This window comes from Magnetospirillum sp. UT-4, assembly GCF_902729435.1.
In the GTDB taxonomy this organism is placed as follows: Bacteria; Pseudomonadota; Alphaproteobacteria; order Rhodospirillales; family Magnetospirillaceae; genus Magnetospirillum.
Map to the genome: position 1 here is coordinate 1 of NZ_CACVCG010000036.1, position 25566 is coordinate 25566.

The 25566-nt window shown below is 65.2% G+C and carries 29 protein-coding genes; 13 read left to right on the forward strand and 16 right to left on the reverse strand.

Annotated elements, in window-relative coordinates; genetic code table 11:
* The 7 genes from MTBUT4_RS03105 to MTBUT4_RS03135 all read left to right on the forward strand — a co-directional run.
* Positions 1 to 638 (forward strand): phage portal protein (locus tag MTBUT4_RS03105; protein WP_173978204.1); only part of this gene is annotated, 638 nt, incomplete at its 5' end.
* Between the two features lie 617 nt (positions 639 to 1255).
* Entirely contained in the window at positions 1256 to 2422 is a 1167-nt protein-coding gene (locus tag MTBUT4_RS03110) for a site-specific integrase (RefSeq protein WP_173978205.1), read from the forward strand.
* Between the two features lie 55 nt (positions 2423 to 2477).
* Entirely contained in the window at positions 2478 to 2756 is a 279-nt protein-coding gene (locus MTBUT4_RS03115) for a helix-turn-helix transcriptional regulator (protein ID WP_173978206.1), read from the forward strand.
* A 112-nt stretch (positions 2757 to 2868) separates the two neighbouring features.
* Positions 2869 to 4434, forward strand: coding sequence for a recombinase family protein (locus tag MTBUT4_RS03120; protein ID WP_256367210.1), 1566 nt, complete (start codon positions 2869 to 2871; stop codon positions 4432 to 4434).
* Positions 4434 to 5354: a plasmid partitioning protein RepB C-terminal domain-containing protein gene (locus tag MTBUT4_RS03125; protein WP_173978208.1), complete on the forward strand. Its 921-nt coding sequence runs from the start codon at positions 4434 to 4436 to the stop codon at positions 5352 to 5354. The genes MTBUT4_RS03120 and MTBUT4_RS03125 overlap by 1 nt, the downstream gene beginning before the upstream one ends.
* Positions 5351 to 6256, forward strand: a complete 906-nt coding sequence (locus MTBUT4_RS03130) for a plasmid partitioning protein RepB C-terminal domain-containing protein (RefSeq protein ID WP_173978209.1) — start codon at positions 5351 to 5353, stop codon at positions 6254 to 6256. The genes MTBUT4_RS03125 and MTBUT4_RS03130 overlap by 4 nt, the downstream gene beginning before the upstream one ends.
* A 649-nt stretch (positions 6257 to 6905) precedes the next feature.
* A complete protein-coding gene (locus MTBUT4_RS03135; RefSeq protein ID WP_173978210.1) occupies positions 6906 to 7121 on the forward strand; it encodes a hypothetical protein in 216 nt (71 codons plus the stop codon).
* An 18-nt stretch (positions 7122 to 7139) separates the two neighbouring features.
* Here MTBUT4_RS03135 and MTBUT4_RS03140 read toward each other — a convergent pair whose 3' ends face one another.
* Positions 7140 to 8126 (reverse strand): YafY family protein, encoded by a 987-nt coding sequence (locus MTBUT4_RS03140; protein ID WP_254434717.1) that lies wholly within the window; start codon positions 8124 to 8126, stop codon positions 7140 to 7142.
* Positions 8127 to 8213: 87 nt separating this feature from the next.
* Here MTBUT4_RS03140 and MTBUT4_RS03145 point away from each other — a divergent pair, with 87 nt between their 5' ends.
* Both MTBUT4_RS03145 and MTBUT4_RS03150 read left to right on the forward strand, forming a co-directional pair.
* The gene (locus MTBUT4_RS03145; protein ID WP_173978211.1) at positions 8214 to 8690 is read left to right on the forward strand and encodes a thermonuclease family protein; all 477 of its coding nucleotides are present in this window, start codon (positions 8214 to 8216) and stop codon (positions 8688 to 8690) included.
* Between the two features lie 74 nt (positions 8691 to 8764).
* On the forward strand, positions 8765 to 9181 hold the full coding sequence (locus tag MTBUT4_RS03150) for a hypothetical protein (protein WP_173978212.1): 417 nt from the start codon (positions 8765 to 8767) through the stop codon (positions 9179 to 9181).
* On the opposite strand, the gene MTBUT4_RS03155 is transcribed toward MTBUT4_RS03150, so the two are convergent.
* The 3 genes from MTBUT4_RS03155 to MTBUT4_RS03165 form a co-directional block, all read right to left on the reverse strand.
* Positions 9172 to 9579 (reverse strand): hypothetical protein, encoded by a 408-nt coding sequence (locus MTBUT4_RS03155; protein WP_173978213.1) that lies wholly within the window; start codon positions 9577 to 9579, stop codon positions 9172 to 9174. The two genes, MTBUT4_RS03150 and MTBUT4_RS03155, sit on opposite strands and share 10 nt — an antisense overlap.
* Before the next feature lie 7 nt (positions 9580 to 9586).
* Positions 9587 to 10399 (reverse strand): nucleotidyltransferase domain-containing protein, encoded by an 813-nt coding sequence (locus MTBUT4_RS03160; protein WP_173978214.1) that lies wholly within the window; start codon positions 10397 to 10399, stop codon positions 9587 to 9589.
* A 75-nt stretch (positions 10400 to 10474) separates the two neighbouring features.
* Positions 10475 to 11728 carry a multifunctional CCA addition/repair protein gene (locus tag MTBUT4_RS03165; RefSeq protein ID WP_256367211.1) on the reverse strand — a complete coding sequence of 418 codons (1254 nt, stop codon included), beginning with the start codon at positions 11726 to 11728 and terminating at the stop codon, positions 10475 to 10477.
* Between the two features lie 341 nt (positions 11729 to 12069).
* Here MTBUT4_RS03165 and MTBUT4_RS03170 point away from each other — a divergent pair, with 341 nt between their 5' ends.
* Positions 12070 to 13287 carry an RtcB family protein gene (locus tag MTBUT4_RS03170; protein WP_173978216.1) on the forward strand — a complete coding sequence of 406 codons (1218 nt, stop codon included), beginning with the start codon at positions 12070 to 12072 and terminating at the stop codon, positions 13285 to 13287.
* Positions 13288 to 13837: 550 nt separating this feature from the next.
* Positions 13838 to 15442, forward strand: a complete 1605-nt coding sequence (locus MTBUT4_RS03175) for a TROVE domain-containing protein (RefSeq protein WP_173978217.1) — start codon at positions 13838 to 13840, stop codon at positions 15440 to 15442.
* A 327-nt stretch (positions 15443 to 15769) separates the two neighbouring features.
* On the opposite strand, the gene MTBUT4_RS03180 is transcribed toward MTBUT4_RS03175, so the two are convergent.
* The 12 genes from MTBUT4_RS03180 to MTBUT4_RS03235 all read right to left on the reverse strand — a co-directional run bounded on the left by MTBUT4_RS03180 (position 15770) and on the right by MTBUT4_RS03235 (position 24799).
* Positions 15770 to 16372 carry a hypothetical protein gene (locus MTBUT4_RS03180; RefSeq protein WP_173978218.1) on the reverse strand — a complete coding sequence of 201 codons (603 nt, stop codon included), beginning with the start codon at positions 16370 to 16372 and terminating at the stop codon, positions 15770 to 15772.
* On the reverse strand, positions 16359 to 16988 hold the full coding sequence (locus MTBUT4_RS03185) for a glycoside hydrolase family 19 protein (protein WP_173978219.1): 630 nt from the start codon (positions 16986 to 16988) through the stop codon (positions 16359 to 16361). Before MTBUT4_RS03185 ends, MTBUT4_RS03180 begins: the two co-directional genes overlap by 14 nt.
* Before the next feature lie 12 nt (positions 16989 to 17000).
* Complete coding sequence (locus MTBUT4_RS03190; protein ID WP_173978220.1) at positions 17001 to 19304, reverse strand: host specificity factor TipJ family phage tail protein; 2304 nt, start codon at positions 19302 to 19304, stop codon at positions 17001 to 17003.
* Positions 19301 to 19696, reverse strand: a complete 396-nt coding sequence (locus MTBUT4_RS03195) for an NlpC/P60 family protein (protein ID WP_173978221.1) — start codon at positions 19694 to 19696, stop codon at positions 19301 to 19303. The genes MTBUT4_RS03190 and MTBUT4_RS03195 overlap by 4 nt, the downstream gene beginning before the upstream one ends.
* Before the next feature lie 67 nt (positions 19697 to 19763).
* Positions 19764 to 20288 (reverse strand): DUF1833 family protein, encoded by a 525-nt coding sequence (locus MTBUT4_RS03200; RefSeq protein ID WP_173978222.1) that lies wholly within the window; start codon positions 20286 to 20288, stop codon positions 19764 to 19766.
* Positions 20281 to 20613, reverse strand: a complete 333-nt coding sequence (locus tag MTBUT4_RS03205; RefSeq protein WP_173978223.1) for a hypothetical protein — start codon at positions 20611 to 20613, stop codon at positions 20281 to 20283. Before MTBUT4_RS03205 ends, MTBUT4_RS03200 begins: the two co-directional genes overlap by 8 nt.
* 39 nt (positions 20614 to 20652) lie before the next feature.
* A complete protein-coding gene (locus MTBUT4_RS03210; RefSeq protein ID WP_173978224.1) occupies positions 20653 to 21090 on the reverse strand; it encodes a hypothetical protein in 438 nt (145 codons plus the stop codon).
* Between the two features lie 2 nt (positions 21091 to 21092).
* Positions 21093 to 22436: a hypothetical protein gene (locus tag MTBUT4_RS03215; RefSeq protein ID WP_173978225.1), complete on the reverse strand. Its 1344-nt coding sequence runs from the start codon at positions 22434 to 22436 to the stop codon at positions 21093 to 21095.
* 2 nt (positions 22437 to 22438) lie between these two features.
* Positions 22439 to 23005, reverse strand: coding sequence for a hypothetical protein (locus MTBUT4_RS03220; RefSeq protein ID WP_173978226.1), 567 nt, complete (start codon positions 23003 to 23005; stop codon positions 22439 to 22441).
* A 4-nt stretch (positions 23006 to 23009) separates the two neighbouring features.
* Positions 23010 to 23420, reverse strand: coding sequence for a hypothetical protein (locus MTBUT4_RS03225; protein ID WP_173978227.1), 411 nt, complete (start codon positions 23418 to 23420; stop codon positions 23010 to 23012).
* A gap of 11 nt (positions 23421 to 23431) precedes the next feature.
* Positions 23432 to 24301: a hypothetical protein gene (locus MTBUT4_RS03230; protein WP_173978228.1), complete on the reverse strand. Its 870-nt coding sequence runs from the start codon at positions 24299 to 24301 to the stop codon at positions 23432 to 23434.
* Positions 24302 to 24307: 6 nt separating this feature from the next.
* A complete protein-coding gene (locus MTBUT4_RS03235; protein WP_173978229.1) occupies positions 24308 to 24799 on the reverse strand; it encodes a hypothetical protein in 492 nt (163 codons plus the stop codon).
* A 101-nt stretch (positions 24800 to 24900) separates the two neighbouring features.
* Here MTBUT4_RS03235 and MTBUT4_RS03240 point away from each other — a divergent pair, with 101 nt between their 5' ends.
* Both MTBUT4_RS03240 and MTBUT4_RS03245 read left to right on the forward strand, forming a co-directional pair.
* Positions 24901 to 25197 (forward strand): type II toxin-antitoxin system ParD family antitoxin, encoded by a 297-nt coding sequence (locus MTBUT4_RS03240; RefSeq protein WP_173978230.1) that lies wholly within the window; start codon positions 24901 to 24903, stop codon positions 25195 to 25197.
* Positions 25197 to 25565, forward strand: a complete 369-nt coding sequence (locus MTBUT4_RS03245) for a type II toxin-antitoxin system RelE/ParE family toxin (RefSeq protein ID WP_173978231.1) — start codon at positions 25197 to 25199, stop codon at positions 25563 to 25565. The genes MTBUT4_RS03240 and MTBUT4_RS03245 overlap by 1 nt, the downstream gene beginning before the upstream one ends.
* The last annotated feature ends 1 nt before the right edge of the window (position 25566 follow it).

A 25566-nucleotide genomic window follows, 5' to 3' on the forward strand; every position in this document is an offset into this window, starting at 1 on the left:
TTTCCCGCGCCACCGAGGTGGTCGGCGCGGGCATCGCGCTGCAGGAGGCAGCGGGCTCCCTGTGGCGGAACGGGGTCTTCCCTTCCGGCGCCCTCAGCGTCGAGGGCCGGCTGACCGAAGAACAGCGGAAGGCCTTGCGAGAGGTGACCAGTGCCAGTAACGGCGGCTCCGGCCGCGTGGGGCGGGTCATGGTTCTCGAGGGTGGGATGAAGTGGCAGCAAATCACTATCAGCCCTGAAGATGCCGAGATCCTCGAGAGCCGGCGCTTTTCAGTGGAAGAGATCGCCCGCCTCTACCAGGTTCCGCCGCCCATCATCCAGGACTACACCCACAACACCTTCACCAATTCGGAGGCGGCCGGCCGGTGGTTTGCCCAGTTCACCATCGGCCCATGGGTGCGCAAGTTGGAGGCCGAGTTCGCCCGCACCATCATCGGCGATGCCGACTCCGCGGCCGTAGAATTCGACCTATCGGGCTTCATGCGCGGCGACTACACCGCACGCTGGCAAGCCCACGAGATCGCGGTGCGCAACGGCATTCTCGACGTCAACGAGGTGCGCGAGATCGAAGGGTGGAACCCGCGCGCCACCGGCACCCCGCCGCAAGTCCCCGGCGCCGCGGCGGCGGCAACTCCCTGACCCCAGCCGGCGGGGCCGCGCTGGTTCAGGCGCAGCGCGGATATGCCGGCCGCGGCTTTAGTCGGCGAGTGGCCGCGTGGTGAACCAACCCCGACAGCCGGCGGGACGGCTCCTCCCGGCCGCGGCCGGCGCTGAAGGGCGGGTCATGCAGGACGCTGACCCGCCCTTCATTCGACCAAGAACCCAGAGCGAACAAATGCCCTCTTCCGTGTTGCGCCCGTGTTGCGCGGAATCTATGGGAACCGATGCCGGAACGTGTGGAAACCGTATGTAATCAATGCACTGGCGTTGCAACGCGCGACAAGCCCGGGTGCAACACGAAAAAGCCCCTGACCGTTAGGTCAGGGGCTTGATTTCATTGATGAATTTTGGTTGCGGGGACAGGATTTGAACCTGTGACCTTCAGGTTATGAGTCGTCTCGAATACTTTGCGATTAACTACGATCAACCACGCTTTTGTTCGCTATTTCAGCGCCTTAGTTGACTTCACCCGAAGATGACGCCACGCTTCATTTCGAGCGAATTCGCAGCCACTTGTCCCCTCTTGCTGCCGCAGAGCTACCACGGGGAAAGGGCAATGCTGATCCGGTAGCAAAGCGCATCTTGAGGCGACGACCATGACCAAACTGACGAAACGAGTGGCGGAAGGCGCCGCCGCCACCGGGCAAGAGTACACGATCTGGGACGACGAAATCCCTGGCTTCGGTCTGCGGGTACTGCCCAGCGGGCGACGGAACTACATGATCCAATATCGCGTCGGCACCCGGACGCGGCGGATGGCCCTTGGCCCGCACGGGGTTCTTACCGCCGAGCAGGCCCGCACCATGGCGATGTCGTCGCTGGCGGCGGTTCGCCAGGGAGCGGATCCGGCCGCCGACCGACAAGCCCGGCGAGAGGCCATCACCGTCAAGGAACTCGCCGGACGCTTCGACAAGGAACATATCTCGCTCCGCATCAAGGCCAGCACAGCGAAGGAATACCGCCGCAACCTCAACCGCTTCATCCTTCCGGCCCTGGGCCGGTTGAGGGTCGAGGACGTGACCCGGGCCGACATTGCCAAGTTCCACCACGACCTCCGCCACATCCCCTATCAGGCCAATCGGTGCCTGGAAGTCGTTTCCAAGATGTTCAATTTGGCCGAAATGTGGGGTCTGCGCGCCGACGGCACCAACCCGCGCAAGCACATCAGGAAATACCCCGAGGAAAAACGCGAACGCTTCCTCAGCGCCGCCGAAATCCGCCGAGTCGGTGAGGTGCTGACCGAGATGGAAATCGAGGCCATCGAACTGCCCTCGGCCATCGCAGCGGCCCGTTTGCTGATGCTGACCGGCTGCCGACTGAACGAGATCATGACGCTGAAGTGGGCCTTTGTCGATGCCGAGGCCCCTGCCCTGCGCCTGCCCGATTCCAAGACCGGCGCCAAGATTGTCCATTTGGGCAAGGCCGCACTCGACGTGCTGCTGGCCATCCCCCGCATCGACGGCAATCCCTGGGTGATCACCGGAACCAAGGAAAGCTGCCGCCTCGCCGATCTGCAGCCGTTCTGGCAACGGGTGCGAGCGCGGGCCGGTATCAAGGACGTGCGCATCCATGACCTGCGCCACACCTTCGCCTCAACAGCGGTGGCTTCGGGCCAGGGCCTGCCGATGATCGGCAAGCTGCTGGGCCACTCCCAGGTACAGACCACCGCCCGTTATGCTCACCTCGCCGCTGACCCGGTACGAGCGGCAGCGGATCAGGTGTCGGGAGGGATCGCGCGCGCACTCGGGGTCGCGGCGGAATGAACGGCACCGGGAATTCCCTTGCCCTCAGTACTATACGTTTCGTAACCTCACTCCGATGACACGAGACCGAACCCCCGACAACCTGAAGGCCGTCGGCGCCCGCCTGCGGGCGGCGCGCCTGGCGCTCGGCCTGTCACAGAAGGATCTGTACGAGCCGCTGGACGTCAAGGCGGCGACCTGGAACCACTGGGAAAGCGGGAAGCGCCTGCCCGACCCGATGGTCATGGCCCGGCTCAAGGAACTGCACGGCATCACCACCGACTGGATCTACGCGGGGGATGCCTCAGCCCTCCCCTTTGCCTTGGCCCGAACGCTCATGAAAGCCGCGTCGTGATCCTTCGTCCCCGGAAACGGTAGGGAACGGCAGCCATCCTGGCTTGACATTTTCCGTCGCGTAAAACATGGTTCGTCATCGCCCCGCTTGATCCGACCCGGCAGACGGCACCATGACGCCTTTTTCGCTCGATCCTCCTGCGCCGTCCTCGCCGTCTCCCGTCCGGGCGGCGCAGTACGTGCGGATGTCGACCGAGCATCAGCAGTATTCGACCGAAAACCAGTCCGACGCGATCCGCCAGTACGCTGCCCTGCATGGGTTCGAAATCGTCCGCACCTATGCCGACGAGGGCATAAGCGGATTGAGTGTGAATGGTCGCAATTCATTCCAGACCTTGTTGGACGACGTCGAGAACGGCCGAGCCGATTTCTCGGCCATTCTTGTCTATGACGTCAGCCGCTGGGGACGCTTTCAGAATCCCGACGAGGGCGCCTATTACGAACTCTGCTGCGATATCGCCGGGATCAAGGTTCATTACTGCGCCGAGCAGTTCGGCAACGACGGCAGCCCCTTTTCCCACATCATCAAGGCCCTGAAGCGGATGATGGCGGGGGAGTACCCCAGGGAGCTCTCGGTCAAGGTCTTCACCGGCCAGAGGCGGCTGATCGGACTGGGCTACCGTCAGGGCGGGCCGGCCGGCTTCGGCCTGCGCCGCCAGATGATCGACCACACCGGTGCGGCCAAGGGCGAACTTTCCCGCGGCGAACAGAAGAGCATCCACACCGACCGGGTCATCCTGGTCCCCGGGCCACCGGAGGAGGTGGAGGCCGTCCGATGGATCTACCGCGCCTTCGTCGATGACGGACTGCCCGAGCGCGAAATCGCCGCCCGGCTCAACAGCCGCGGCATCGCCACCGACCTTGGACGCCCCTGGACCCGCGCCACCGTTCATCAGGTGCTGATCAACGAAAAATACATCGGCAACAACGTCTGGAACCGCCGCTCCTTCAAGTTGAAGCAGAAGCGGGTGAGGAACGAGCCCGACGACTGGATTCGTGCCGATGGCGCCTTCGAGCCCATCGTCGACCGGACCCTCTTTGCAGCTACCAACGACATCATCGCTCGGCGATCCGTCCGCCTGTCCAACGGCGAGATGCTCGATGGCCTCAAAGCCCTGCTGCTGCAGCATGGATACCTCTCGGGGCTGGTGATCGACGAATGCGACGGCATGCCCTCGTCCGGCGTCTACCGCCACCGCTTCGGCAGCCTGGTGCGGGCCTATTCCCTGATTGGCTACGATTCCGGCAGGGATACCCGCTATATCGAGATCAACCGAGCCTTGCGCGACCTTCATCCCGCTATCGTAGCCGAGACCATGGCGCACATCCGCGCCATCGGAGGCCGGGTCGAGGTCGATCCCGACACCGACTTGCTCACCATCAACGAGGAATTCACCGTCTCGCTGGTGCTCAGCAGGTGCCAGGATACCGCCGCCGGCTCGCGGCGGTGGGTGATCCGCTTCGACACCGGGCTGGCGCCCGACATCACCGTGGCGGTGCGCATGGCGCCGGGCAATCAGGAGACACTCGACTACTACCTGCTGCCGGCCATCGCCATGACCGCATCCCGCATCCGCCTGGCCGAGCGCAACGAGGCCGGGCTCGACACCTGGCGCTTCGACACCCTCGACGCCCTGTACCTGCTTGCCCGCCGAACGACCATGAAGGAGATCGCGTGATGGACACCTCCAGGGATGCCGCCGAACATCACGTCGGGGGAGCCGGCACCATCCGCTCGATCCCCATCGATCGCATCCGTGTCCTTAACCCGCGCAGCCGGGACAGGAAGATCTTCGCCGGAATCGTCGAGAGCATCGCCACCGTCGGCCTGAAACGGCCGATCACCGTGACCGAGACCAAGGGAGAGGACGGCCATCCGGCGTACCACCTCGTCTGTGGCCAGGGCCGGCTGGAAGCATTCCAGGCCCTGGGAGAAGGCGACATCCCGGCGACGGTGATCGAGGCCTCCGAGGCCGACCTCTACCTGATCAGCCTGATCGAGAACCTGGCCCGGCGCCAGCATTCCAACCGCGACCTGCTCACCGCGGTGCGGGTGCTGGAGGAGCGCGGCTACGGCACCACCAGGATTGCCGAGAAGACCGGCCTGGAGCCCGGCTACATCCAGAATATCCTCACCCTGTTGCGCGACGGCGAGGATCGCCTGATCGCAGCGGTCGAAAAAGGCTGGCTACCGATTCGCATCGCCACCGAGATCGCCAAGAATGACGATGCCCATATCCAGGTCGCCCTGATGGCCGCCTACGAGCAAGGTGAACTGCGCGGCGGTCAGTTCATGCGCGTCCGCCAGTTGATCGATCGTCGGCGGGCCCTGGGTAAAGGCAACAGCCGCTACAGCAAGAAGACGGACCCGAAGGCCACCATGCGCACCCTGGTCCAGACCTTTGAGACCGAGGTCCGTCGGCAGAGGATTCTGGTCAAGAAGACGGACATTGCCGAGCAGCGCCTGCTGTTCGTCGTCACCGCCATGCGCCGTCTGCTGGCGGACGAGCATTTCCGCACGCTGCTGCGGGCAGAGAGGATCGGTGACATGCCCAAGTTACTGGCCGAGCATCTGGCTCCGCAGGAGGGGACACCATGACCGTCACACAGGGGTTCGAGGGAACAACCATCGTCGTTTCGGTCGACCGCATCCTGCCGACCCGGAAACTGCCCAGGGATTTCCGCCAGACGCCAAAATACAGAAGCATCCTGGCATCGGTTCGCGAGGTCGGAATCATCGATCCACTGGCGGTCCATCCGGAAAAGGGCGGCGGCTCCGGCGACGGACTCTATATCCTGCTGGATGGCCACCTCCGCCTGGAAGCCTTGAAGGAGCTTGGTGGCCAGCAGGCGGTCTGCCTGGTGTCGACCGACGACGAAGGGTTCACCTACAACAAGCGGATCAACCGCACTTCGCCCATCCAGGAACACCGGATGATCCTGAAGGCGATCGAGAAAGGGGCCTCCCCCGAACGGATCGCCAGCGCCCTGGCCATCAATGTGGAACGCATCCGCGAACGCCAGCGCCTGCTGGACGGCATTGCCCCGGAAGTGGTCGAGATGCTGAAGGACCGCATGCTCAGCCAGGAGGCCTTCGCCGTCCTGCGAAAGATGAAGCCGATCCGCCAGATTGCGGCGGTGGAAATGATGGTGTCGGCCAACCGGTTCACGATCTCCTACGTCAAGATGCTGCTGGCCACCACCCGACCTGAGCATCTGGTCGACGGCGCCAAGCCCAAGCCGGCGGCCGGCGTCTCGCCCGAAGACATCGCGCGGATGGAGCGCGAGATGGACAAGCTGCAGCAGGACTACCGGGCGGTCGAAGAAACCCTGGGCGAGACGACACTGGCCCTGGTGGTGGCCAGAGGATTCCTGGGCAAGCTGATGGGCAATGGGGCGGTCGCGGATTACCTGGACCGCCACCACGGCGACCTGGTCGGCGAACTGCGGCGCATGGTAGCGGAAACGTCCATTGATCCCGCAGCCGTGGAGCAGACATAGGACGCAGGTCGTAACGCAGGGGCCAACGGCCCCAGAGTTCGGGGACCCGGACCCGAAAGCGCGGGGACCGCGGGAGACGCCGTCGCGAGGGACGGATCGAGCGCGGCGGTGGGAATGGCGGCGATCCCGTTCGGAGCCCACCCGGCCGGCATTATGCCGGTCGAACTGATGGAGGTGGCCGGTCGGCAGGCGGGCGCCGATCGGCTACCACCCCTATTTGCGTGGTTCCGGCCAACCGGGCGGATCAATGCGCCCAAGACTGTCACATCAATACTTCATGCTTCCCACCGATCCAATCGGATGAGACCTGCCATGCGCATGCTGCTTCCATTGCTCGTTCTGGCTACCCTGGCTTCCCCGATCCCTGCCCAGGCCGGCGCCATGTCCAAACTGCTTCAGGCCATCTTCCGCAGTGGCGATGAAACGGCGGCCCGAGCGATACGTCCAGCCCCCCAGGCCATCGACGACGCGGCCCAAGCCGCCGGACAATCGGCGAAAGGTACCGAAGCGACAGGCACGTCCCATATCCTTCCCCAAGCCGGAGCACGCGCCTTGGCGCGCTGTCCTGAGTCAGCCACGGACGAGGATGGTCGCCGGCACTGCGGCCAGGTTCGCGATTCCATTCCGCCTCGGCCATGAGTGAACAAGAATGAAGTTGGCAAAGATCCTGCTCATCCTATCGGCTATCGGCGTTGTCATCTGCTATTGGCAGTGGGTGCTGCTTGCAGCCGCTCTTGCGTTCATGGCCATCTTCGCCTTGGCGCTCCTGTCGAGCGCAAGCGACTTTGTGCGCTCCTCACCGGGACTGGCGGCCACCTTGCTGCTGCTGTGGCTTGGGCATGATTCGTGCGGAAAGGATGAATAGCCGTCAGGCTCCAGCCCCTCACGGCAATGCCGGCCACGCGGCCCTTTGCCCGTGGACCATCTCGGCCAGCCGGGGCGGTTCCAGCACCTCGACCTTGTCGCCCCAGGTGTAGAGATGCCAGGCCATTTCCAGGTCGCTGCCGGCCTTGAAGCGGACAATCAGTCCCCCATCGTCCTGCCGCTCCAGGCTTTGGCTGGGGTGGAAGACGAAGTCGGCGGCGTCCTCGGCCGCTTCAGGGGCGAAGCGCCAGACCACGTCGTAGGGCTCCTCCTGGAATAGGCCGAACGACCGGGCGGCGAAGGCGGCCAGGTCGAAGCCAGGATCGCGAACGAAGGTGTCGGACAGAATCTCGACGGATTCGATATTGGGCAGGCTGAACAGCGCGATGGTGTTGGCCTTGGGGTTCTCGTGCCAGCCGACCAGGTAATTGCGATGGCCGTGCAGGAAGCCATAGGGATGCACCAGCCGCTCGTTGACCTTCCTGGTGCGGCGGTTGCGATAGTGGATGCGCACCTTGCGGCAGGCCTTTATGGCCTCGCGCAGATCCTCGACCACCAGCACCTTGATCCGGGGACGCGGCCCCGGACGCATGGCCAGCCCTTCGGCCTCCAGCAGCGCCTCCAGGTCGGGTTCGACCTTGCGGGCGACATCGGGCTTCAACAGGGCGCGGAGCTTGCCGGAAAGATCGGACAGGCTGGCGGCCTCGTCCTCGCGGTTGTCGCGGTCGAACAGACGGATCGCGCCTTCCAACGCAGCCAGTTCGTCGGCGGTGAAGTTGATCAGGCGGTCGAGGGTGCCGGAGGGGATGCGCCAGCGCTTGATGCGCTCGTCAGTTTCGACCTCCTCGCATTGGGGGAAGTTCCGCAGCACCGCGTCACGCATGCGCATGGCGGTGCGCCGGCCGACACCGAACTTCTCCTCGATGTCCTTGAGTGACAGACCGCTGCGCGCCGCCTGCATCTCCAGCGCCAGCTGAAGCAGATTGTCGGCCTTCTCGTAGCGCACGCCGCCCCTCCTCTGATCATCAAGCAGGACCAATTCTGACACATGTCGATGATGGGATGAAGACCGGATCGTCAACCGGAGCGCGCGATGCGTTTCGCCCCATTCCTCTTCGCCATCGGTCTCGCCATCTGCGTCCCTGCCTGGGCGGGAACCGTCCAGGGCCAGGCGTCGGTCATCGACGGCGATACCCTCGACATCGACGGAACCCGCATCCGCCTTCACGGAATCGACGCGCCCGAACGCCATCAGCGCTGCGGCATTTCCGAAGAGGAATGGGCGTGCGGTCGGGCTTCCGCCAACGCTCTGGCCAGTCGCATCGGCCGCCGCTGGGTGACATGCAAGGAATTGGGCCGTGACCGTTACCGCAGAATCATCGCTTCGTGCATGGTCGACGGCATCGACATCGAATCCTGGATGGCTCGAAACGGATGGGCGCTCGCGTACCGCCGCTACAGCATGGACTACGTGACCGATGAAGACGATGCCCGCCGCTCAGGCCAAGGATTATGGGCAGGCCCGTTCATGGCACCATGGGACTGGCGACAGGCGCGCCGGGCAAGATAGTGTATTCGGAGAGGCACGCTCAACCGGAACAAAACATGTCCCATTCTGTCACCCCTGGGCGCTAAGGTGACGACATGAACGTCCCCCTTGTGCCCATGGCGACCACGGATGCCCCGCACGCCGCAATCTGGCGGCTTGAGGATGATGTTCTGGTCGAGGAGGGTGACGGATGGCGGCGTCTTTATGGGCGCTGGGACAAGACATTCGGGTGCTGGACCGTTCCATTGCCGGCGGAGGATCCAGATACCTGGGTTCCCTTTGAACCCGACTGGCCGGTCCTTGGGCGCCACGGAACATGGCTGCTTCCCGACGGCCCGCACGACGAATCCTGGTACGCCTCGCGCGCCGCCATTGCCGCCTATTTCTCCCTGATCCCCTTGCCGATCCGCCGGCTGGTGTCATCCTTTGGGTCGCGGCAATGGCCTCTGCTAGAAGCCATCTGGCGTGATCCGCAAGTGGCCCGGACCATCGATACCGAGGCTCAGCCGTAACCAACACCCCGCCAGGCGAGATGAAGGAACAGCCATCCCAATTCGACGATGGCGTCGTCTTCCGGGCACCAGCGGGAAATCCGCTGCCGACGGCTTCCAAACATGCCCTCGAAGTCCCAGGTTTCGCCATCCAACCCGATTCGCCGATCATCCTCAGGAAGGGACCAGAAATCGGCTCGTTCCAGCGCTTCGATCAATGCCGCCCACTCCTCGCGCGTCAGGTGGCGCAGCACCTTGCGCCGCCCCAGCCAGGGGTCGAACCAGGAGCCGGTGGCGAGCCATGCGGTCAGCATCATCCAGTCGCCGGTCCGGGCGATCCGGATGGCGGTGTCGGGCTCGAACGACGGATGGAGATGAAACGAGTAGGCCTCGTCGCCTTCAAGATCGAGCCCGATCATTGCGGCCTCAGCATGAAAGGGCCTCGCGGTTCGCCCCCGTCATCGACCGCAGGAACAGCGCCTGGGCCTTGTCGATCAGGCTGGGATCGAGCGCCGGCACGCGGGGCGACTGGGCCTGCGCCAACCTGAATTCCTCCCGCACGAAACGGTCGATCTCGGAAATGCGCTCCCCCTCGCCCATCTCCGACGAAATCGCCTTGCGCGCCAGGAGGTCGTCAATGGCAGCCCGCAGCGACGGCGCCAGGTCGATGCCGGCGAGCAGGGTGGGCAGGTCCATGGGCACGCGGCCATGCTTGTGCGTGCGTTCCCAGCGCAATGCCGCTGCCGGACGCAGACAGTAGAAGTACTTCTTGATTGCCACCCGTTCGCGGCCGTCGATCTGACTGCGGAACTGGTTAAGGCCAAGATGAAGGTAATGGTGACGGGCCGCTTTGCGATGATCGATCTGATTGGCAAGGTATCCGAGGTCGGTCATGGCCGGCCCCTCCCGGTAGATGATGGGAGAGTTCAGCCATTCCAGCAGTGCAGGATTTGCCTTCAGAAGAAGAAGCAGTGCCTTCTGGATATCCCAGCCGTTGACGTCCATTCCGTCTTCGATGGGCAACTCGATGACGTCGCGGCGCTTTTCCAACGACAGGTACCACTCGACCGGTCGTGCGTAGACAAAGCGGACATCGTAATCGCTGTCCGGCGAGGCGAAACCCCAGGCACGGCTTCCAGATTCTACGGCAAACAGGATGCGAATGCCGTGCTCGCGCTCGACACGATCAAGGATGGCGCCAACCCGCCCACGCACATCGTCCGAAATTCCCTGTGACATCTCTCAGTCCCTCCAGTCTCTGGCAATCATGGAGGGAGGCCGTGACCATTTTGGACACGGGACAGATTGCATCGGTCATTGTGACAGGGCGCCGCGGATCGCTTCCGCGCGGCGCTGGAACAACACCGCAGCAAGCCCCGGCCCCGGCTGATGGCCGCTGGCGACCAGGTCACGGGCGATGACGGTGTTGGCGGCGGCCAGGGCCTGCCTCCAGCGGGAAGCCTCGGAAAACGCCTCCTCCTCCCGCCCGAGCCGGCCGCGACGATCGGCCTCGGCGACAATCAGCAGCGCCTCCAGTCGCTCGGGGCGGTGAAAGGCGTCGGCGGCGGCCAGCACCTCCAGCACGGTGCCGGGACGCAATTCGGCTATCTTCGAGATCAGGCCGTGCCAGGTGGCCGCCAATTGCCCAAGATCGGCCCAATGATTGGGGCCGCCAAGGCGACGGACCAAGGGACGAACCAGCTCGGCCCCTCGGGCTTCATGGCCGGAATGGCGCGGCCAATCCTCGCGCGGGGTCACGCCCTTGCCGAGATCATGGACCAGCGCGGCGAAACGCACGGCCGCGTCGTCGGAGAGGACGGCAGCCCTGTCCACCACCATCATGGTGTGCAGGCCGGTGTCGATCTCGGGGTGGAATTTCGCCCGCTGCGGTACGCCGAACAGGGCGTCGAGTTCGGGAAGGATGGCGGCCAGCGCCCCCACCCGATGCAGCGCCACGAAGAAGCGGCTGGGACAGGGCGTTGCCAGTGCCTTTTCCAACTCCAGCCACAGCCGCTCGGGCGTAGATGTCGCCAGAACGCCGGTCGCAGACAGCCGCACCATCTCCGCCTCCGTTTCGGGCGCGATCGAAAACCCGTCCAGCCTGGCAGCCAGGCGGGCGGCGCGAAGGATGCGGATCGGGTCCTCGGCTAGGCTGTCGCCGATGTGACGAATGACCCTTCCACCAAGGTCGGCCGCGCCGCCGGTCGGGTCGATCAGCCCGCCGTCGGCATCCATGGCCATGGCGTTTATGGTGAAGTCGCGGTGGCGAAGGTCATCCTCCAGGGTGGCGGCGGGATGGAATCCGGCGCGCTCACCCCATCCCGTGCGGGCCAGGGCATATTCCTCGGCGGTCTCTAGGTGGAGAAAGACCGGAAAGCCCTTGCCCACCCGCTGAAACCCGCGCGCAGCCATATCCTCGGGCGTGGCCCCCACCACCACCCAATCGCGGTCGCGCACCGGCACCCCCAACAGCCGGTCCCGCACGCAGCCGCCGACGAGGAAGGCCTTCAATCCGCCCGGTATCCCTGGTGCCACCTCACGGCCTCCGCTGTTCCTCGTCCGAAGCATGAGCGGCGGACGTGACAAACTCGGTCACCCCTGCCATTCGATGCCCGGATGCAGGCTTGCGCCACGCCTCGGCGTCACTGTATAATGCCACATCTTTCGCTTGAAGGGTGACCACCTGTGACACGGTTCCGCTCATATCCTGCCAACATCAAAGCCGCGGCCATATCCGCGAGCCTGATGTTCGTGCTGGGTGATTGCACCCGCTCCAGGGAGGGAGCCATGTAGGCGGAAGCACCCGTCATACAGGGCTGGTTTCGAACCGACGCCCCTCCCAGGAAATCCTGCGGAGGGGCGTCGGTTTTTTATTGGCCGCTTGGATACAGGCGACCGGAGGTGACGAGATGGCGAATTACGATTTCATCCCAGTCGAGGGCGGCGTACCGATCAAGGCGTGGACCAACGGCGTGCCGGTCGAAGACATGGCCCGGAGCCAACTGGGCAACGTCGCCGGCCTGCCCTTCGTGTTCCACCATGTCGCCGCCATGCCCGACGTCCATTGGGGCATGGGCGCCACGGTGGGCAGCGTGATCGCCACCAAGGGCGCCATCATTCCCGCGGCGGTCGGCGTCGATATCGGCTGCGGCATGATGGCGGTGCGGACCACTGTGCGGGCCGAGCACCTGCCCGACGATCTGCACCCCATCCGCACCGCCATCGAGGCGGCGGTCCCCCACGGCCGCACCGACGACGGCGGCCCCAACGACCGGGGCACCTGGGGCGATCCGCCCGAGGCGGCCGCTGCGGCATGGGCGGAATTGGCGCCCGGTTTCGCCCGCATCCGCGAGGCCCAGCCCAAGGTGGCCAGCGGCAAGACCGTGGAACACCTGGGCACGCTCGGCACCGGCAACCACTTCATCGAGCTTTGCCTGGACGAGTCCGGCGCCGTGTGGGTGATGCTGCATTCCGGCTCGCGCGGCATCGGCAACCGGATCGGCTCGGTATTCATCGAGTTGGCGAAGAAGGACATGAAACGGTTCTTCATCCGCCTGCCGGACGCCGACCTCGCTTACTTCCCCGAGGGCACGGAGCATTTCGCCCAGTACATGCACGCGGTGTCGTGGGCGCAGAAATTCGCCCGCACCAACCGCCAGCTGATGATGGACGCGGTGCTGCTGGCGCTGGGGCGGTTCTTTCCCGACGTGGCCGTGGATGAGATGGCGGTGAACTGCCATCACAACTACGTCAACACCGAGAAGCATTTTGGCCAGACCGTGCTGCTGACCCGCAAGGGAGCGGTGCGGGCGCAACACGGCGACCTTGGCATCATTCCCGGCTCCATGGGGGCGAAGTCGTTCATCGTGCGGGGCAAGGGCAACCCGGAAAGCTTCTGCTCGTGCTCGCACGGGGCTGGGCGAGCCATGAGCCGCAATGCCGCCAAGAAGCGGTTCACGCTGGAGGATCACGCCCATGCCACCGCCGGTGTGGAATGCCGCAAGGATGCCGACGTCCTCGACGAAACGCCTGGGGCCTACAAGGACATCGACGCGGTCATGGCCGCCCAAGCCGATCTGGTTGAGATCGTCCACACGCTGAAGCAGGTTGTCTGTGTGAAGGGGTGACCGGAATTGTCACCAATAGGTGAGAGAAGAGTGCAACGGCCGCCGGGCCGGAAGGTTTTGGTTATCGCTCCTGGACCGGGACAGCGCCGGTCGCCACGGCTCATACCGTGGTCAACACGCCAAGACCGCCAACACGCCCGGCGGACATTATTTTTCGGCTCCTGGGCCGGAGTGGTTGGGTTAACGATAATGCCTGGGACGCGGGTTCGAATCCCGCCGGCAGCCACCCTAGTGGCACCGTATCGTGGGTGGTCACAGGCTTCTTCCCAACTACGCCAACACGCCCAGGAACCGCTTGAATGCGGAGCGGGCCGGAGTGGTTGGATCACCGGTAGCTGGCTGGCGGCCAGCAGGCGACTGTAAATCGCCGTGACGCCCGAGATGCCCGGGTCCGATGGAACATCCAGCCGCGCGTCACGCCCGCTCCGCCAGTTTTTTCGGTCCTGCCGGGCCGGATGGTTTCGGTTACCGCGCTCAAAACGCTCCTTGGAAAGGCCGAAACCAACGACACGTCCGGCAGGACCAACCAGACACATAAGGAGGGTAAACGATGACGTACCGACGGCTTTTCAGCCTTCGTCAGGCCGTACCCCAGAACGCGGTTCCGCAAAGCGAGCCGCTGCCGGGGCAGAGTCTCAACAATGCCGGCGGCCACTGGTATGAAGTGGGCGATTGGGGGCAGTTGGACCGCTTCCTGCTGCTGGGCTCAGAGGGCGGCACCTACTATGTGGGCGAGCGGGCCCTCACCCGCGACAACGCCATGGCCGTGCAGCGATGCCTGATTGAGGACGGCCAGCGGGTGGTCGCCCGCACCGTCGAAATCAGCCAGGCCGGTCGGGCACCGCGCAACGACCCTGCCCTGTTCGTGCTGGCCATGGCCGCGGCGGCGGAAGACGAAGCGACTCGCCGTGCCGCCCTGTCCGCGATTCCCTTGGTCGCCCGGACCGGCACCCATATCCTGGCCTTCGCCGATATGATCGAAGGCTTCCGCGGCTGGGGCCGCGGGCTGCGGCGTGGCGTGGCGCGGTGGTTCACCGCCCAGGATCCCAACCGGCTGGCGCTTCAGGCAGTGAAATACATGAATCGGGGCGGCTGGGCACTGCGCGATCTGCTGCGCCTTGCCCATCCGTTGACCGACGAGGCTGCGACGCGCGTGTTGTTCGACTGGATCGCCCACCCCAACCAAGCGGATGCGGTCGGCGCCGCCCGCGCCGCCTTCCCGCTGGTCGATGGCCTCTACCGGATCCGTGAGGCGAGCGGGCCGACCGAGGCGGCGGCGATCATCCGCAACCGGAGATTGCCGCGCGAAGCCGTGCCGACCGAACTGCTGACCGCACCAGAGGTGTGGGAGTCCTTGCTGGCCGACATGCCGCTGGGTGCGCTGATCCGCAACCTGGGCAAGCTCAGCCAGGTTGGTCTGCTGAACGTTGGCTCTGAGGCCGCCGCGACCATTGTCCGACGACTCGCCGACGGCGAGGCATTGTCGCGCGCCAGGATTCACCCTGTGCAGGTTCTGTTGGCGCTGAAAACCTATGCCCAGGGGCACGGTGAACGCGGCAAGCTGAACTGGACTCCGGTTCCGGCGGTGGTGGACGCGCTCGACGGCGCCTTCGACCGGGCCTTCGCCGCCATCGAGCCGACCGGCAAGCGCCTCCTCGTGGGGGTCGATGTCTCGGGTTCCATGCATGGCACGCGCTGCGCCGGCTCGCCAACCCTGTCCGCCATAGAGGCGGCGGCGTCCATGGCGATGGCCTTCGTGCGAACCGAACGGCAGGTGGAGGTGGTGGCCTTCGACACCGAACTGCACAGCGCCCCGCTCACCCCTCGTCAGCGGCTTGACGACGTGGTGCGCCTGTTCGGTCAGTGGCAGGGTGGGACGGATATCGCCTTGCCGATCTCCTACGCGCTGGAGCGGAAGCTGGAGGTCGATGCCATCGTCGTCATCACCGACAACGAAACCTGGGCCGGTCGGCAGCATCCGATTCAGGCGCTCAAGCGGTATCGTGAAACCGTCAATCCGGCAGCGAAGGCGGTGGTGCTGGCGGCAACAGCCAATGCCGGCTCGGTGGTGCCCGACGATGACCCGCTGTCGCTCGGCTGCGCCGGCTTCGACGCCGCCGTGCCGCAGGTGGTGACCGGGTTCCTGAAGGGGTGATCGATGACTCGGTCATTTCGACGCACGCCAATTTTCGGAAACACGACCGCCCAAAGCGAGAGCACGGACAAGCGGATCGCCAACCGCCGTTGGCGGTCCGCCGTCCGGTGTGCCCTGACTGCCGGTGAGGATGACATCCCGCACCGGCGGGAAAAGACCAATCCCTGGGACATGGCCAAGGATGGCAAACGCTGGATGGGGCGCGTAGCGCGGAAACGACCGGCGATGATGCGGAAATGATGCCCCGTGCAGGGGGCCTGAAAACGACAATAGCGGCCGACCAGGGGATCGCTCCCATGGTCGGCCGCATGCCGCAGGACGTGTTTGCTATTTTCCGATGATCGGCGGAGCTTGTGCCAACAGGTTCCTCGTCTGCTCGGAATCCGCCGATCCGCCGAACTCGAAGTCGAAGGCGGTGGCGAACTTACCTGCCAGCAACGTCACCACCGAAATGATGCAGCCGCCGACGGCGGTGTTGCCGTCAACTTGGCCGAACACCATGAAGGCAATTCCGCCGATGATGCCCATACCGGCGGTGACCAGCAGGACGTTGGCGCGGGTGTTGCTGCGGCCGGCCTTGATGAACTCGCTGTCGCGGGCACGGGCGTTCTGGCGGTCGGCCAGGGTGGCGGTGAGCGTGGTGAGGGCGCCGGCCATCTGCTGCATCCGCTCCTCGTGGGCGAAGGTCTGGGCCTGGGAGCGCAGTTGGAACACCAGGGTGGGATCGGCCAGCGCCTCGCGGGCCTGGGCGGGATCGTCGGTGCCGGTGATGGCGCGAACGGTGTCGGCCAGTTTTCCCACCGCCTTCTCGGCATCGTCGCCGAACAGGCCGGCGATATCGGGGGCGACGTCGAGGGCCACCTTGGCGAGACCGGCGATGGGGTTGGCGGCGATGGCGGCGGCATCGCCGAGGAGATCAAGCAAGTTCATGGGAGACCTCCAGGGCGGCGCAGGCGCGGGCGTAATGGGCCTTGCGGTCTTGGAGTCCGGTGAGGCCGCCGTTGATGCGCCGGGTGATGGTTTCGATGTCGCGGGCATCGGCTTGTCGGTTGAGGCCGCTTTTGTGCCAGAACCATCCGGCCGAGCGGGCGGCGGCACCGGGCTGCTCCAGTAACTCGGGTTGAGCGATCAGGTCGAGGCCGAGGGCGGCGCCGCAGGCGGCGTAATTGTCGTGGCCGGTAACCTGGATCAGGCCACGGCCGCGATAGCGCCAGCCGTCGCCGGATGTCTCGTCGCCATTGCCCATGCGGTTGGCATAAGCCCGGGCGGCGATGCGTCCCGGCTGGCGGGCATAGGCGGTGGCCTGAGTCGCATCGAAGTGGCGAGGAAAGACCCGCAGCAGGGCTTCGGCGGAATAGTTCAGGTTTTCGACCAGGCCGCGGAACTGGCCGCTCTCGTGGGCGATCTGGGCGAGGAACGCCGCCAATCGCAGTGGCGTGTCGATGCCCCATTCGGCGCAAGCTTCGGTCAGCGGGGTGGTGAAACGGGCAATATCGGTGGGCCGCGCCGCCGGCAGGGCGGCGCGCAGGATGTCTGCGGTCAGCATGCGGAACCTCAGTCAGTTGACGTGGACGCGGGAATCTTCGGCGACGGCGACAATCTCGACCTGCTCGGCGCGGGGGCGGATGGCCAGGACGCGGGCGGATTGCGCCCAGGCATGGCCGGGGCCGAAGCTGAAATACGTCCGCTCCTCTGAACCGCCGACATAGGGGGTGACGGTCAGGGGATCGAGGACGCGGACTTTGGCTGGATCACCGGGCACGGCCTGAACCCGGAATGGCCCGGCAAGACTGCCGTCCCGGCGGCGCAGCGCCAGGTAATGGCTGGCGCCCTCGGTCCAGACCAAAGGCTCGGACAGGGCCAGCACGTCGCCCTGGTGACCGATCACCTCGCCGCCTTGCCCCCAGCGGGGCATGTCGTGAGTGATGGCGACCAGATCGCCGTAGGTGGGGATCATGCCCTCCAACTCGGTGCGGAAGGTGACCAGGCGGCGGCGGTAGCGGTTGTTGGCGGCGATATAGAGGCCCTCCCGCTGGGCGTGGTCCTTGGTGGTGCAGCCGAACAGATTGACCTTGGCGGGATTGTCGCCCTGGCTGTCGGGCAGCTTGGCGGTGGTCTCGTCGGGCTTCCAGGTGCGCGACGAGAAATACTCCACCGTCACGGCGTCGGCGGTGTCGTCGCCCGGCATGACGTATTTGAGCTTGAACGAGCCCTTGACGATGTTGCGCGGCCCGAACATGGCCACCGGCATCGTCTGGGGCTGGTCGCGGATGATCCGCACGATACCGCCCTGCTGGATGGGTACGGCCCGGCCGCAACGGGCGATGCGGGTCAGGGCTTCCCACACCGTCATGCTGGTGTCGAACACCGCGTCGAAAGAATCGCCACGCCCTTGCCAAACGGCATCCAGGGTGGCCAGCGTCTTGAGGTCGATGCGGCTGTCGGCCAGCTTGGCTCCGTATTGGGCCTTGCAGGCATCAGCGAAGGCCCAGGCGATGGAACGTGTGGCCACAGGCTGCGACCAACCGCCTGCTTCCGACCACACCGGCAGCTTGCGGGTGGCGATGACGTTGATCATGCGGCTGGAGCGCTGCGACAGATTGTCGGTGGCTCGCATCTTGACCGCCAGCAGGGTGACGGCGCCGAAATCGGGCTGGCCGGTCAAATAGGCGCGCAGCGCGCCCCAGCGGATCTCATGACCGGCGCGCTCGGCGGTGTCCTTGGTGTCGAGGCGCTTGAGGCGGACCTCGTAGCGCCCAGGCGACACCGCATAGCGGAAGGACAGGCGGATGGCGGTATTGCTGGCGGCGGAGTGGGATTCGGTCGCCAGCACCGACCAACCGGCAAGGGCCTCGCCGTCGGCATCGATGGCGCGAGCCTCGACCTGCCACTGGACAATGCGGCTATCGAGGCTGCCGCCGTCATTGGCGTAATAGAGGCCACGCGGCATGACCACGTCGATGCCCAGCGCACCCGCCGCGGTGTCCACCTGATTGGCGGTGAACGGGCCGATGTACCCATCGTCGCCGGACTGTACCAGATTGGGCGCCACCAGCTCCTGGCCGGCGATCTCCGCGGCGGTGACCACGTCCGGCTCGAACAGCGTCACCGGGGAACCGGGCGGGACGATCTCGGTCTGCACCTCCTCGAAGGAGGAAATGGGCGTGTCCTCGATGCGGATCTGCTCGACCGCATACTCGCCCTGGCCGATGACATGGAGCTGGTAGAGATACTGCTCGCCGCCGACGTAATCCTGGTAGGGCTCGGAGGCGAGGTCGGGATAGATCAGGTGGCGGCCATAGATGACCGGGATGGGCTGCCCCAATCGGCCCTGGTTGCCCTGAGCCTGGATTGAATAGGTCGGGCTGGGGGCCGGAGCGCTGCCGCTGCCGCCCCAGTTGAGCGACGGCATCGACGGCTTGGGCGCCGGGATCACGGTATTGATCAGCACCGAACCGACCATGGCGATGCCGGCGGTGGCCATGGCGGCGGCGGTGCCGGTGGCGGTGTAGCCCATGGCCACCGCCGCCATGGGGCCAAGATAGATGGCGGCCACCATCACCGCGATGGTGAGCACGATCCGCATGGGGTTCTTGCCGCCCCCACCACCTCCGGCCCCGCCGCCCTGGGGCCAGCGAATGACGGTGACGACCTCGTCGTCGCCGATGGCCCGGACGGCATAGATGCCGACCGGCACCGCCATGCCGCCGATCAGGATTTCCGGACCGTCCGACCAGCAATCCTCGGCAATGCCGCAGTCGAGCAGCAAGGCGCCTACCGTGGCGCCAGACTCCACCGCATGAACCGAGCGGCTGGTCACCGGCTCGAACGGATTGGTGACGATGACGATGGAGGCGGTCATGGCGAAAACCGATAGAAGCCCTCGATCGCCCAGCCGTTGAGGCTGAGCGCGTCCGAACGCTGGAACACCACCCCGGCGCCCTCGGCGCAATGCAGGACTCCGCCGCCATCCACTTCGAGCCAGATGCCCACATGGATGGGATGACGGGACCGGCGCAGCAGCACGCAATCACCTTCCATGGGATCGGGCATCTTGGTCCAGCGCCGCCGCTCGGGGTGGTTACGGAAGGTGCGGCCCATGACCAGCATGTCTTCGGGATTGCTGATCTCGGGCAGGATGCGACCGAAATGCCGGGCCTGCACCATGCGGACGAATTCCCAGCAATTAAACGAGTCCGGCCCGCTGCCATGGACGGACCACGGCAGGCCGATCAAGGCGATAGCCCAATGCATGATGCCCTCGAAGGAATGGGGTCCAGGGACGAGTCCCTGGCGGGTGCAGGGCAGTGCCCTGCGAAGATCACCGCGCCAGTCCGGGAAAGCGCCGAGCGGTATAGGTGATGGATGGGAAGGACTTGTTCCCCGCATCCAGCATGCGGGCGCGCCCCGTGACCCTCATCGTGTCGGCCTCGACATCGGTGAGGGTCATGGTGATGGGCGGGTCCATATGGGGGCCGTCGAGGTCGGTGGAGAGATAGGGCCGCCAGGTGATCTCGATCACCTGCTGGCTGATGGCGGCTCCCTCGAGGGCATCGGTGATGTCGCTGCCGACATTGTCGAGGGTGACGGTGATTTCCGGCACCGGAGCGGTATCCACTGGCGGCGGGGAGAACTCGAAGGCGAGTGCGGTGAAGGTGACCTGCTTGCCGCCGTCGCGGGGCGCACCGGCCTCCAACCGGGCGGTGAGATCGGCATGGTCGCGGACCACCCGGATCGGCTCGGTGAAGCTGGGATGCCAGATTTCCAGCGTATCCAGGATCACCGTGCCGCTGGGGGCGGAGGCGAACGCCTCCTTCAGCGCCTGCGACAGGGCCGGATCAGGCATCGCGCCGATCTCCATAGGGGCACAGGGTGCGGGCTTCCAGCAGCAGGCGGATCTGGTGGACGATCTCGGACAGGCCTTCGACCGCCGAGCGCAGCGCTTCGGTCTGGCGGGCCTGCTCCTCGACCACATGGGCGAAGGCCTCGACCGGGACACCGGAGGAATCCGGTTGCTCCCGCCGCCGCGACCATGCCCAGGCGAGGATCGCCACCACGATCACCACGGCGATGATGGCGGCGATCTGAACGACGGGGGCGGCGCTGCCCCAGGCTCCGACATACTGGGTGGCGACACCCGCCCAGATGTCCGGGGATTGTTCCAATGCCATGATGGCTTGCTCCGGCTCAAAGGGGGAATGCGTGGCGACCTACCAGGAGAAGGCCTGGAGCTCTTCCTGGGAGGCGAGCTTGGCGATTGCGGCTTCGGCCTCGTTGCTCGCCATCCGAATGAGCTCGCGCTCGGTATAGACGTCCTGGAGGGTCGTGGTGCCGTTCAGGACGTCCCGCTCGCGGGCGCGCTCGACCTTCCAGTCGAGATTGGCGATGCGCTGCGCTGCTTCGGCCTTGACCCGGCGAACCAGGGCGGTTCTGGCCGCCTGGAGTTCCTCACCCTGCCGCTCGGCGACGCGCTCATCATCGATCCTGCGGACCTCGTCGTCGGTGACGCCGTCATAGCGGTCGATGACCTCGCCATCGACGAGTTGGAACCTGTGACCCAACACCGACTTCACCGGCAGATCGTGGTCGCCCTCGGGACCGATGACGCCCCAGTCATTGCCGTGGGGGAAGCTGATTTTGCCGGCCATGATCAGATGCCTCCGATGATCGGAACGATGTAGGGGTAGTTGGTCGAGTGATAGGCGCTGTCGAAGATGTAGACGTTGAAGCCCGGCACCTTGGAGCTCATGTCGCCCTTGTCGGCGATGGCCTGGAACACCGTCCGGGTGTCGATGTGCGACATGTAGATGCCGTAGCCGCTGTCGGAATTCGGGCTGTAGGAGATCATGAAGTCGCTGTCGCGGATGGGCGCGAACGACCGGCCATAGCTGGAATCCTGGTATTGTAGAAAGGCGTACTTCCCGTCCGCCACCCGGATCAGGAATACCTCGGCACCGGCCCCATAGTAGTAATAGGGCTGGTAGCAAATGACGTATTTGCCGTCGTTGGAGATCTGGAAGCGGATGCCGTTGCGGTCGGCGGATTCCATGCCGTAGGTGGTGGTCGTACTCAGCGTGTGGGTGGCTTCCTTGGTGTAGCCCCCACTGCCGTTCGGCGTGAACCGGTCCAGCATGCAGTAATTGCTGGGCTCCATCCGCACGATGATGATCTTGCCGTCGTCGCAGGGAATGACGATGCCGCGATAGAGGCTCTCGGCATACCCCGCCGAATTGGCCGTCCAGTCGTAGAAGATGTGCTTGGTCTCATCGAGATTGTTGAACCAGGCGCGGCGGTTGCTGGCGGAAATGTCGAACGGTGGGACGTTGGAATAGACGTGTAGCCGCATGGAGGTGCCGCCGTTCTTGTTCTCGTTGATGACCAGCGTGCCGGTTTTTTCGTTGTAGCCGATCATCCCGTACTTGTTGTACGTCCCGAAATTGTTCTGGGCGTAGAACTTGGTGTTGGTCCAGGCCAGATGCCAACCCTCGGTGCCGGCGAGGCGGCCGGGGGCGATGGCGCGCGGCGCCACGCCCGCGTACTGGTTCTCCATGAACAGGGCGAGGTTGCGGTTGGTCTTGTTGTTGACCCAGACACCGACATTGCGGAGCGCCGTCGCCGAATAGGGGCTGGCACGCCCGATCATCGAACCGTCGGGGCCGACCGCCAGTGCCAGGTGGCCGAGATGCCCGCACCGGGCAGTACCGTCGCCGTAATTGCTGTCGGTCGAAGAGATGTAAGAATCCGTGCGGCCGTAGGAATACCAGTTGTTAAAGAATTCGGTGCCCAGGCTGCTGGTGCTGCCCTGCATGTAGCCGCTGTCATTGTAATGCTGGCGGCACAGCTCCTGGAGATAGTGGTTGTAGACCACCGTGCCCCAGGGGGCCGAACTGCTCATGGTCACCACGGCGAAGGCCGGGCGCTTCCAGGGATCCAGCAAGTCGCGGTCGAGATGGCGCTGATGCTGTTTCAGCGCGTTGAACGTCAGGATATCCATCGTCAAACCTCCGTGATGGCGGCGATCTGCCCGTCGGGCGTATAGGAGAAGGTGAAGGCGCGGGTGTAGGTGATGCCGCCGAGGGTCAGTTGCTCGGCATAGCCCGCCATGGTTCCGTCGTCGTTGTAGGTGATGCCGTTGATCAGACGCGGGCCCTGGCGGATCGAAACCGCCCTTCCGGCAACGTCGTAGACGATATCGCCCGCGACGATGCCCCCCGTGAACAGCGCGGCGTTGGCGGCACTGACCGAATACCCGGCATTGGTTCCGAGGTAATTGGCGAGATTGACCTCGAACTCGGTCATCTGATCGTCGATGCGGGTTTCGATCCCGTTGGAGAAGGCCTCGATCTTGGCAATGGCGGCGTTCAGGCCGGCGACCACCGTGCCGTTGATGAAGCCGGTGGCCGTGGCCAGCCAGAGCGTGTTGATGTGATCCTTCAGCGCCTGGGCGATGGCATTGAGCCGGGTCGGGATTTCGCGGGCCTTGGAATTACTGAAGATGCCGACGTTGTCGGAGAACGCCGCGAAGGGAGCGGCATTGGGGATCGGGGGGATGGTCAGGGGCATGGGATCAGGTCTCCGCGTAGAAGGTTTCGAGGACGCAATCGCCGAAGGATTCCAGGGTGCGCTCGCCGACCATCACGGCCCCGGTGACATCCATGTTCCGTTCGTCGCGGTTGAGCAGCATCCACCGCTCCTCCCCGCCATGGGGGATGTCGCCCAGCCTGGAAGCCCGGGTGAGCATGAGAATGTCCTCGCCGCTTAAATCCGGGGCGTAGAGCCCGGCGACCTTGGCCGCCACCTTGCGCAGCAGGGCGTCATAGGCATCGGTGTCCTGGACGGTCTCGATCAGTTCGACGGCCTTCACCATCAGGGCGAAATCGTCCATCCGCAGGTTGGGATCGTCGAGCTTGGCCGAGATGGTGGCGAAGGCGTTATCCTGGGCGGCCTTGACCGTCAGGTAATGGGCAAGGGTGGTCATGGGCCTTCCCTTCAGAACAGCTCGATGCCGAGCGTCCGGTAGTCCGAGCCCCTGCGGGCGGAAACGATCAAGGTTTGCAGATCCAGGCCGGTGGCATCGGCGACGATGGTGGCCGCCGCTTCAGCGGCTGCGGCAAAGCTCTCGGCCTGTCCGGCCCAGAAGGCGCCATCTGTTTCGGATTGGGCCGCTGCCGTGGCCGAGCCTGCCGAAGCGGTTTCCGATGCGCGGGCCTGGGCCGCCGACGCAGAGGCACTGGCCTCGGCATTGACCGCCAAAGCAGAGGCTGCCGCCGCCTGCTGTTCGGACAGACCCGCCGCCTCCGCGCTCGACCGGGCGGCGGCTTCGCTGACACCAGCCGCGATGGCCGAGGCGTTGGCCGCCGCAGCCGAAGCCCCGGCATCCGTTGCCGCCTGCGTGGTGACGGCCTCCGCCGCCGTGGTGGCGATCCTGGACTGTTCCGCCAGGGCGGCAGCACCTTCCGCCGCCTCCCTGGATGCCTGTGCCGCGACCGCGTCGGCATTGGCCGCAACTGCGCCGTCCATGGCGGATGCGACACTGGCGGCGGCATTCGTTTCCGACAGGCTGGCGGCCTGGGCGTTTGCCGCGATGGCCGCCTCGCTCGCCTCCGCCGCTTCGGCGCCTTGAACGGCAAGCGCCGCGCTGGCCGCCGCCGCCGCGACCTTCTGATCCAGCGTTTCCAGACCGGATTGAAGCCGGGTGTCGATGTCGGCGATGGCCTTGGCCACCGTCTTGACCGGCCCACCTTCGGTGACGACCTGGGACTCGGTCCCGCCGGCAGGACCATGCACCACCTTGTGCAGCAGGGTACTGTCCGCAGTCACCTGGGCGACAGCGGCGGCGAGATCGGTTTGCAGGGCCATGGTCGATCACCAGCGAATGCTGACGGGCAAGCCGACATGCAGGGTGGAATGGAGGGTCTGGATGTTGGCAAAGAGAACGACCACATCCTCGGCCAGCAGGATGTCCAGCGCCCCCTCGTCGAGCATGGGGCGCTCGCGGATTTCCAACACCGAGGTGACGATCCAGGTGCCGCCCCGGCCGGGCGCCGCTTTGTAGGGGGCGTTGCTCTGGCCGACGAAGCGGGCCTCGTGGGCGGCGATGCCGATTCCGCCCAGCAGGGAGATCGCGAACCAATCGGCGCCATCGGCCAGCTTCAGGTGGAACCATGCCTCGAAGGTGGCGAAGTCCACATCCCGAAAGCGCCAGCGCACCGGGATGCGGGTGGGCGTTTGCGTGAACCGCCGCCGCTGCCGGGCAGGGCCGGATTCCATGTCGGTGCGGGTGACGGCCGATTCCGGTTCCAGGGCATAGCCGTCATAGGTCGGCAACGGCAGCCGGGCGGGCCAGGAGATGGACATTTCGTCACCGCACGATTTGAAATGAATCCGGTTGCGAACCTTGCACGCGCCGCCGCACATGGCATATTCTGCCAAGAACGGAACGCCATGGAGGATGGATCATGCCCACCCGCAATGTCGTCTTGACGGATCACCAATCCGATCTGATCGAGCGGCTGGTGGCCTCGGGCCGCTACCAGAATGCCAGCGAGGTGCTGCGTGAAGGGCTGCGCCTGATCGAGCGCCGGGATGCCGAGGAAGAAGCCCGCCTTGAGGCGCTGCGCGCCGCCGTGCAAGTGGGGATCGACGACATGGAGGCCGGGCGATACCAGACCTTCGGGAATGCAGACGCGCTGGCGGACTACCTTGAACGCATGACGGACGAGGTTCTTTCGGAACGGCGGGCGAAGCGGGCTTGATGGCGACCGGTTCCGAAGAGTGGAAGGTCCGGCTTACCGACGCAGCCAAGGCAGACCTCCGCGACATTGTTAACTGGACCGCAGAGCACTTCGGCGACGGTCAGGCAAAGACCTATTCCGGCATGATCTCATCCGCGTTCCGAGCGTTGAAGGCAGGGCCAAGCACCGTCGGGGTCCGGTTCCGCGATGACCTTGGTGACGGCGTGTTCATCCTGCCGATAGCGCGGTCGGGCAAACGGGGACGCCATCTGATCGTGTTCAGGATCGCGCCCGACCGCAATACGGATACCCTCCAGATCCTGCGTATTCTTCACGATGCCATGGATCTGCCCCGCTACGTCACGTTCGACGACGAGACCGAGCACTGAT

Coding starts and splice junctions, on each gene's coding strand:
- MTBUT4_RS03160 (WP_173978214.1), bottom strand. CDS start 10,399: ATGTCACAGGGAATTTCGGACGATGTGCGTGGGCGGGTTGGCGCCATC.
- MTBUT4_RS03175 (WP_173978217.1), top strand. CDS start 13,838: ATGACGTACCGACGGCTTTTCAGCCTTCGTCAGGCCGTACCCCAGAAC.
- MTBUT4_RS03185 (WP_173978219.1), bottom strand. CDS start 16,988: ATGCTGACCGCAGACATCCTGCGCGCCGCCCTGCCGGCGGCGCGGCCC.
- MTBUT4_RS03165 (WP_256367211.1), bottom strand. CDS start 11,728: ATGCTTCGGACGAGGAACAGCGGAGGCCGTGAGGTGGCACCAGGGATA.
- MTBUT4_RS03155 (WP_173978213.1), bottom strand. CDS start 9,579: ATGATCGGGCTCGATCTTGAAGGCGACGAGGCCTACTCGTTTCATCTC.
- MTBUT4_RS03110 (WP_173978205.1), top strand. CDS start 1,256: ATGACCAAACTGACGAAACGAGTGGCGGAAGGCGCCGCCGCCACCGGG.
- MTBUT4_RS03210 (WP_173978224.1), bottom strand. CDS start 21,090: ATGGCCGGCAAAATCAGCTTCCCCCACGGCAATGACTGGGGCGTCATC.
- MTBUT4_RS03225 (WP_173978227.1), bottom strand. CDS start 23,420: ATGACCACCCTTGCCCATTACCTGACGGTCAAGGCCGCCCAGGATAAC.
- MTBUT4_RS03190 (WP_173978220.1), bottom strand. CDS start 19,304: ATGACCGCCTCCATCGTCATCGTCACCAATCCGTTCGAGCCGGTGACC.
- MTBUT4_RS03180 (WP_173978218.1), bottom strand. CDS start 16,372: ATGAACTTGCTTGATCTCCTCGGCGATGCCGCCGCCATCGCCGCCAAC.
- MTBUT4_RS03215 (WP_173978225.1), bottom strand. CDS start 22,436: ATGGATATCCTGACGTTCAACGCGCTGAAACAGCATCAGCGCCATCTC.
- MTBUT4_RS03120 (WP_256367210.1), top strand. CDS start 2,869: ATGACGCCTTTTTCGCTCGATCCTCCTGCGCCGTCCTCGCCGTCTCCC.
- MTBUT4_RS03130 (WP_173978209.1), top strand. CDS start 5,351: ATGACCGTCACACAGGGGTTCGAGGGAACAACCATCGTCGTTTCGGTC.
- MTBUT4_RS03145 (WP_173978211.1), top strand. CDS start 8,214: ATGCGTTTCGCCCCATTCCTCTTCGCCATCGGTCTCGCCATCTGCGTC.
- MTBUT4_RS03230 (WP_173978228.1), bottom strand. CDS start 24,301: ATGGCCCTGCAAACCGATCTCGCCGCCGCTGTCGCCCAGGTGACTGCG.
- MTBUT4_RS03245 (WP_173978231.1), top strand. CDS start 25,197: ATGGCGACCGGTTCCGAAGAGTGGAAGGTCCGGCTTACCGACGCAGCC.
- MTBUT4_RS03115 (WP_173978206.1), top strand. CDS start 2,478: ATGACACGAGACCGAACCCCCGACAACCTGAAGGCCGTCGGCGCCCGC.
- MTBUT4_RS03135 (WP_173978210.1), top strand. CDS start 6,906: ATGAAGTTGGCAAAGATCCTGCTCATCCTATCGGCTATCGGCGTTGTC.
- MTBUT4_RS03205 (WP_173978223.1), bottom strand. CDS start 20,613: ATGGCATTGGAACAATCCCCGGACATCTGGGCGGGTGTCGCCACCCAG.
- MTBUT4_RS03150 (WP_173978212.1), top strand. CDS start 8,765: ATGAACGTCCCCCTTGTGCCCATGGCGACCACGGATGCCCCGCACGCC.
- MTBUT4_RS03240 (WP_173978230.1), top strand. CDS start 24,901: ATGCCCACCCGCAATGTCGTCTTGACGGATCACCAATCCGATCTGATC.
- MTBUT4_RS03235 (WP_173978229.1), bottom strand. CDS start 24,799: ATGTCCATCTCCTGGCCCGCCCGGCTGCCGTTGCCGACCTATGACGGC.
- MTBUT4_RS03200 (WP_173978222.1), bottom strand. CDS start 20,288: ATGCCTGATCCGGCCCTGTCGCAGGCGCTGAAGGAGGCGTTCGCCTCC.
- MTBUT4_RS03220 (WP_173978226.1), bottom strand. CDS start 23,005: ATGCCCCTGACCATCCCCCCGATCCCCAATGCCGCTCCCTTCGCGGCG.
- MTBUT4_RS03195 (WP_173978221.1), bottom strand. CDS start 19,696: ATGCATTGGGCTATCGCCTTGATCGGCCTGCCGTGGTCCGTCCATGGC.
- MTBUT4_RS03125 (WP_173978208.1), top strand. CDS start 4,434: ATGGACACCTCCAGGGATGCCGCCGAACATCACGTCGGGGGAGCCGGC.
- MTBUT4_RS03170 (WP_173978216.1), top strand. CDS start 12,070: ATGGCGAATTACGATTTCATCCCAGTCGAGGGCGGCGTACCGATCAAG.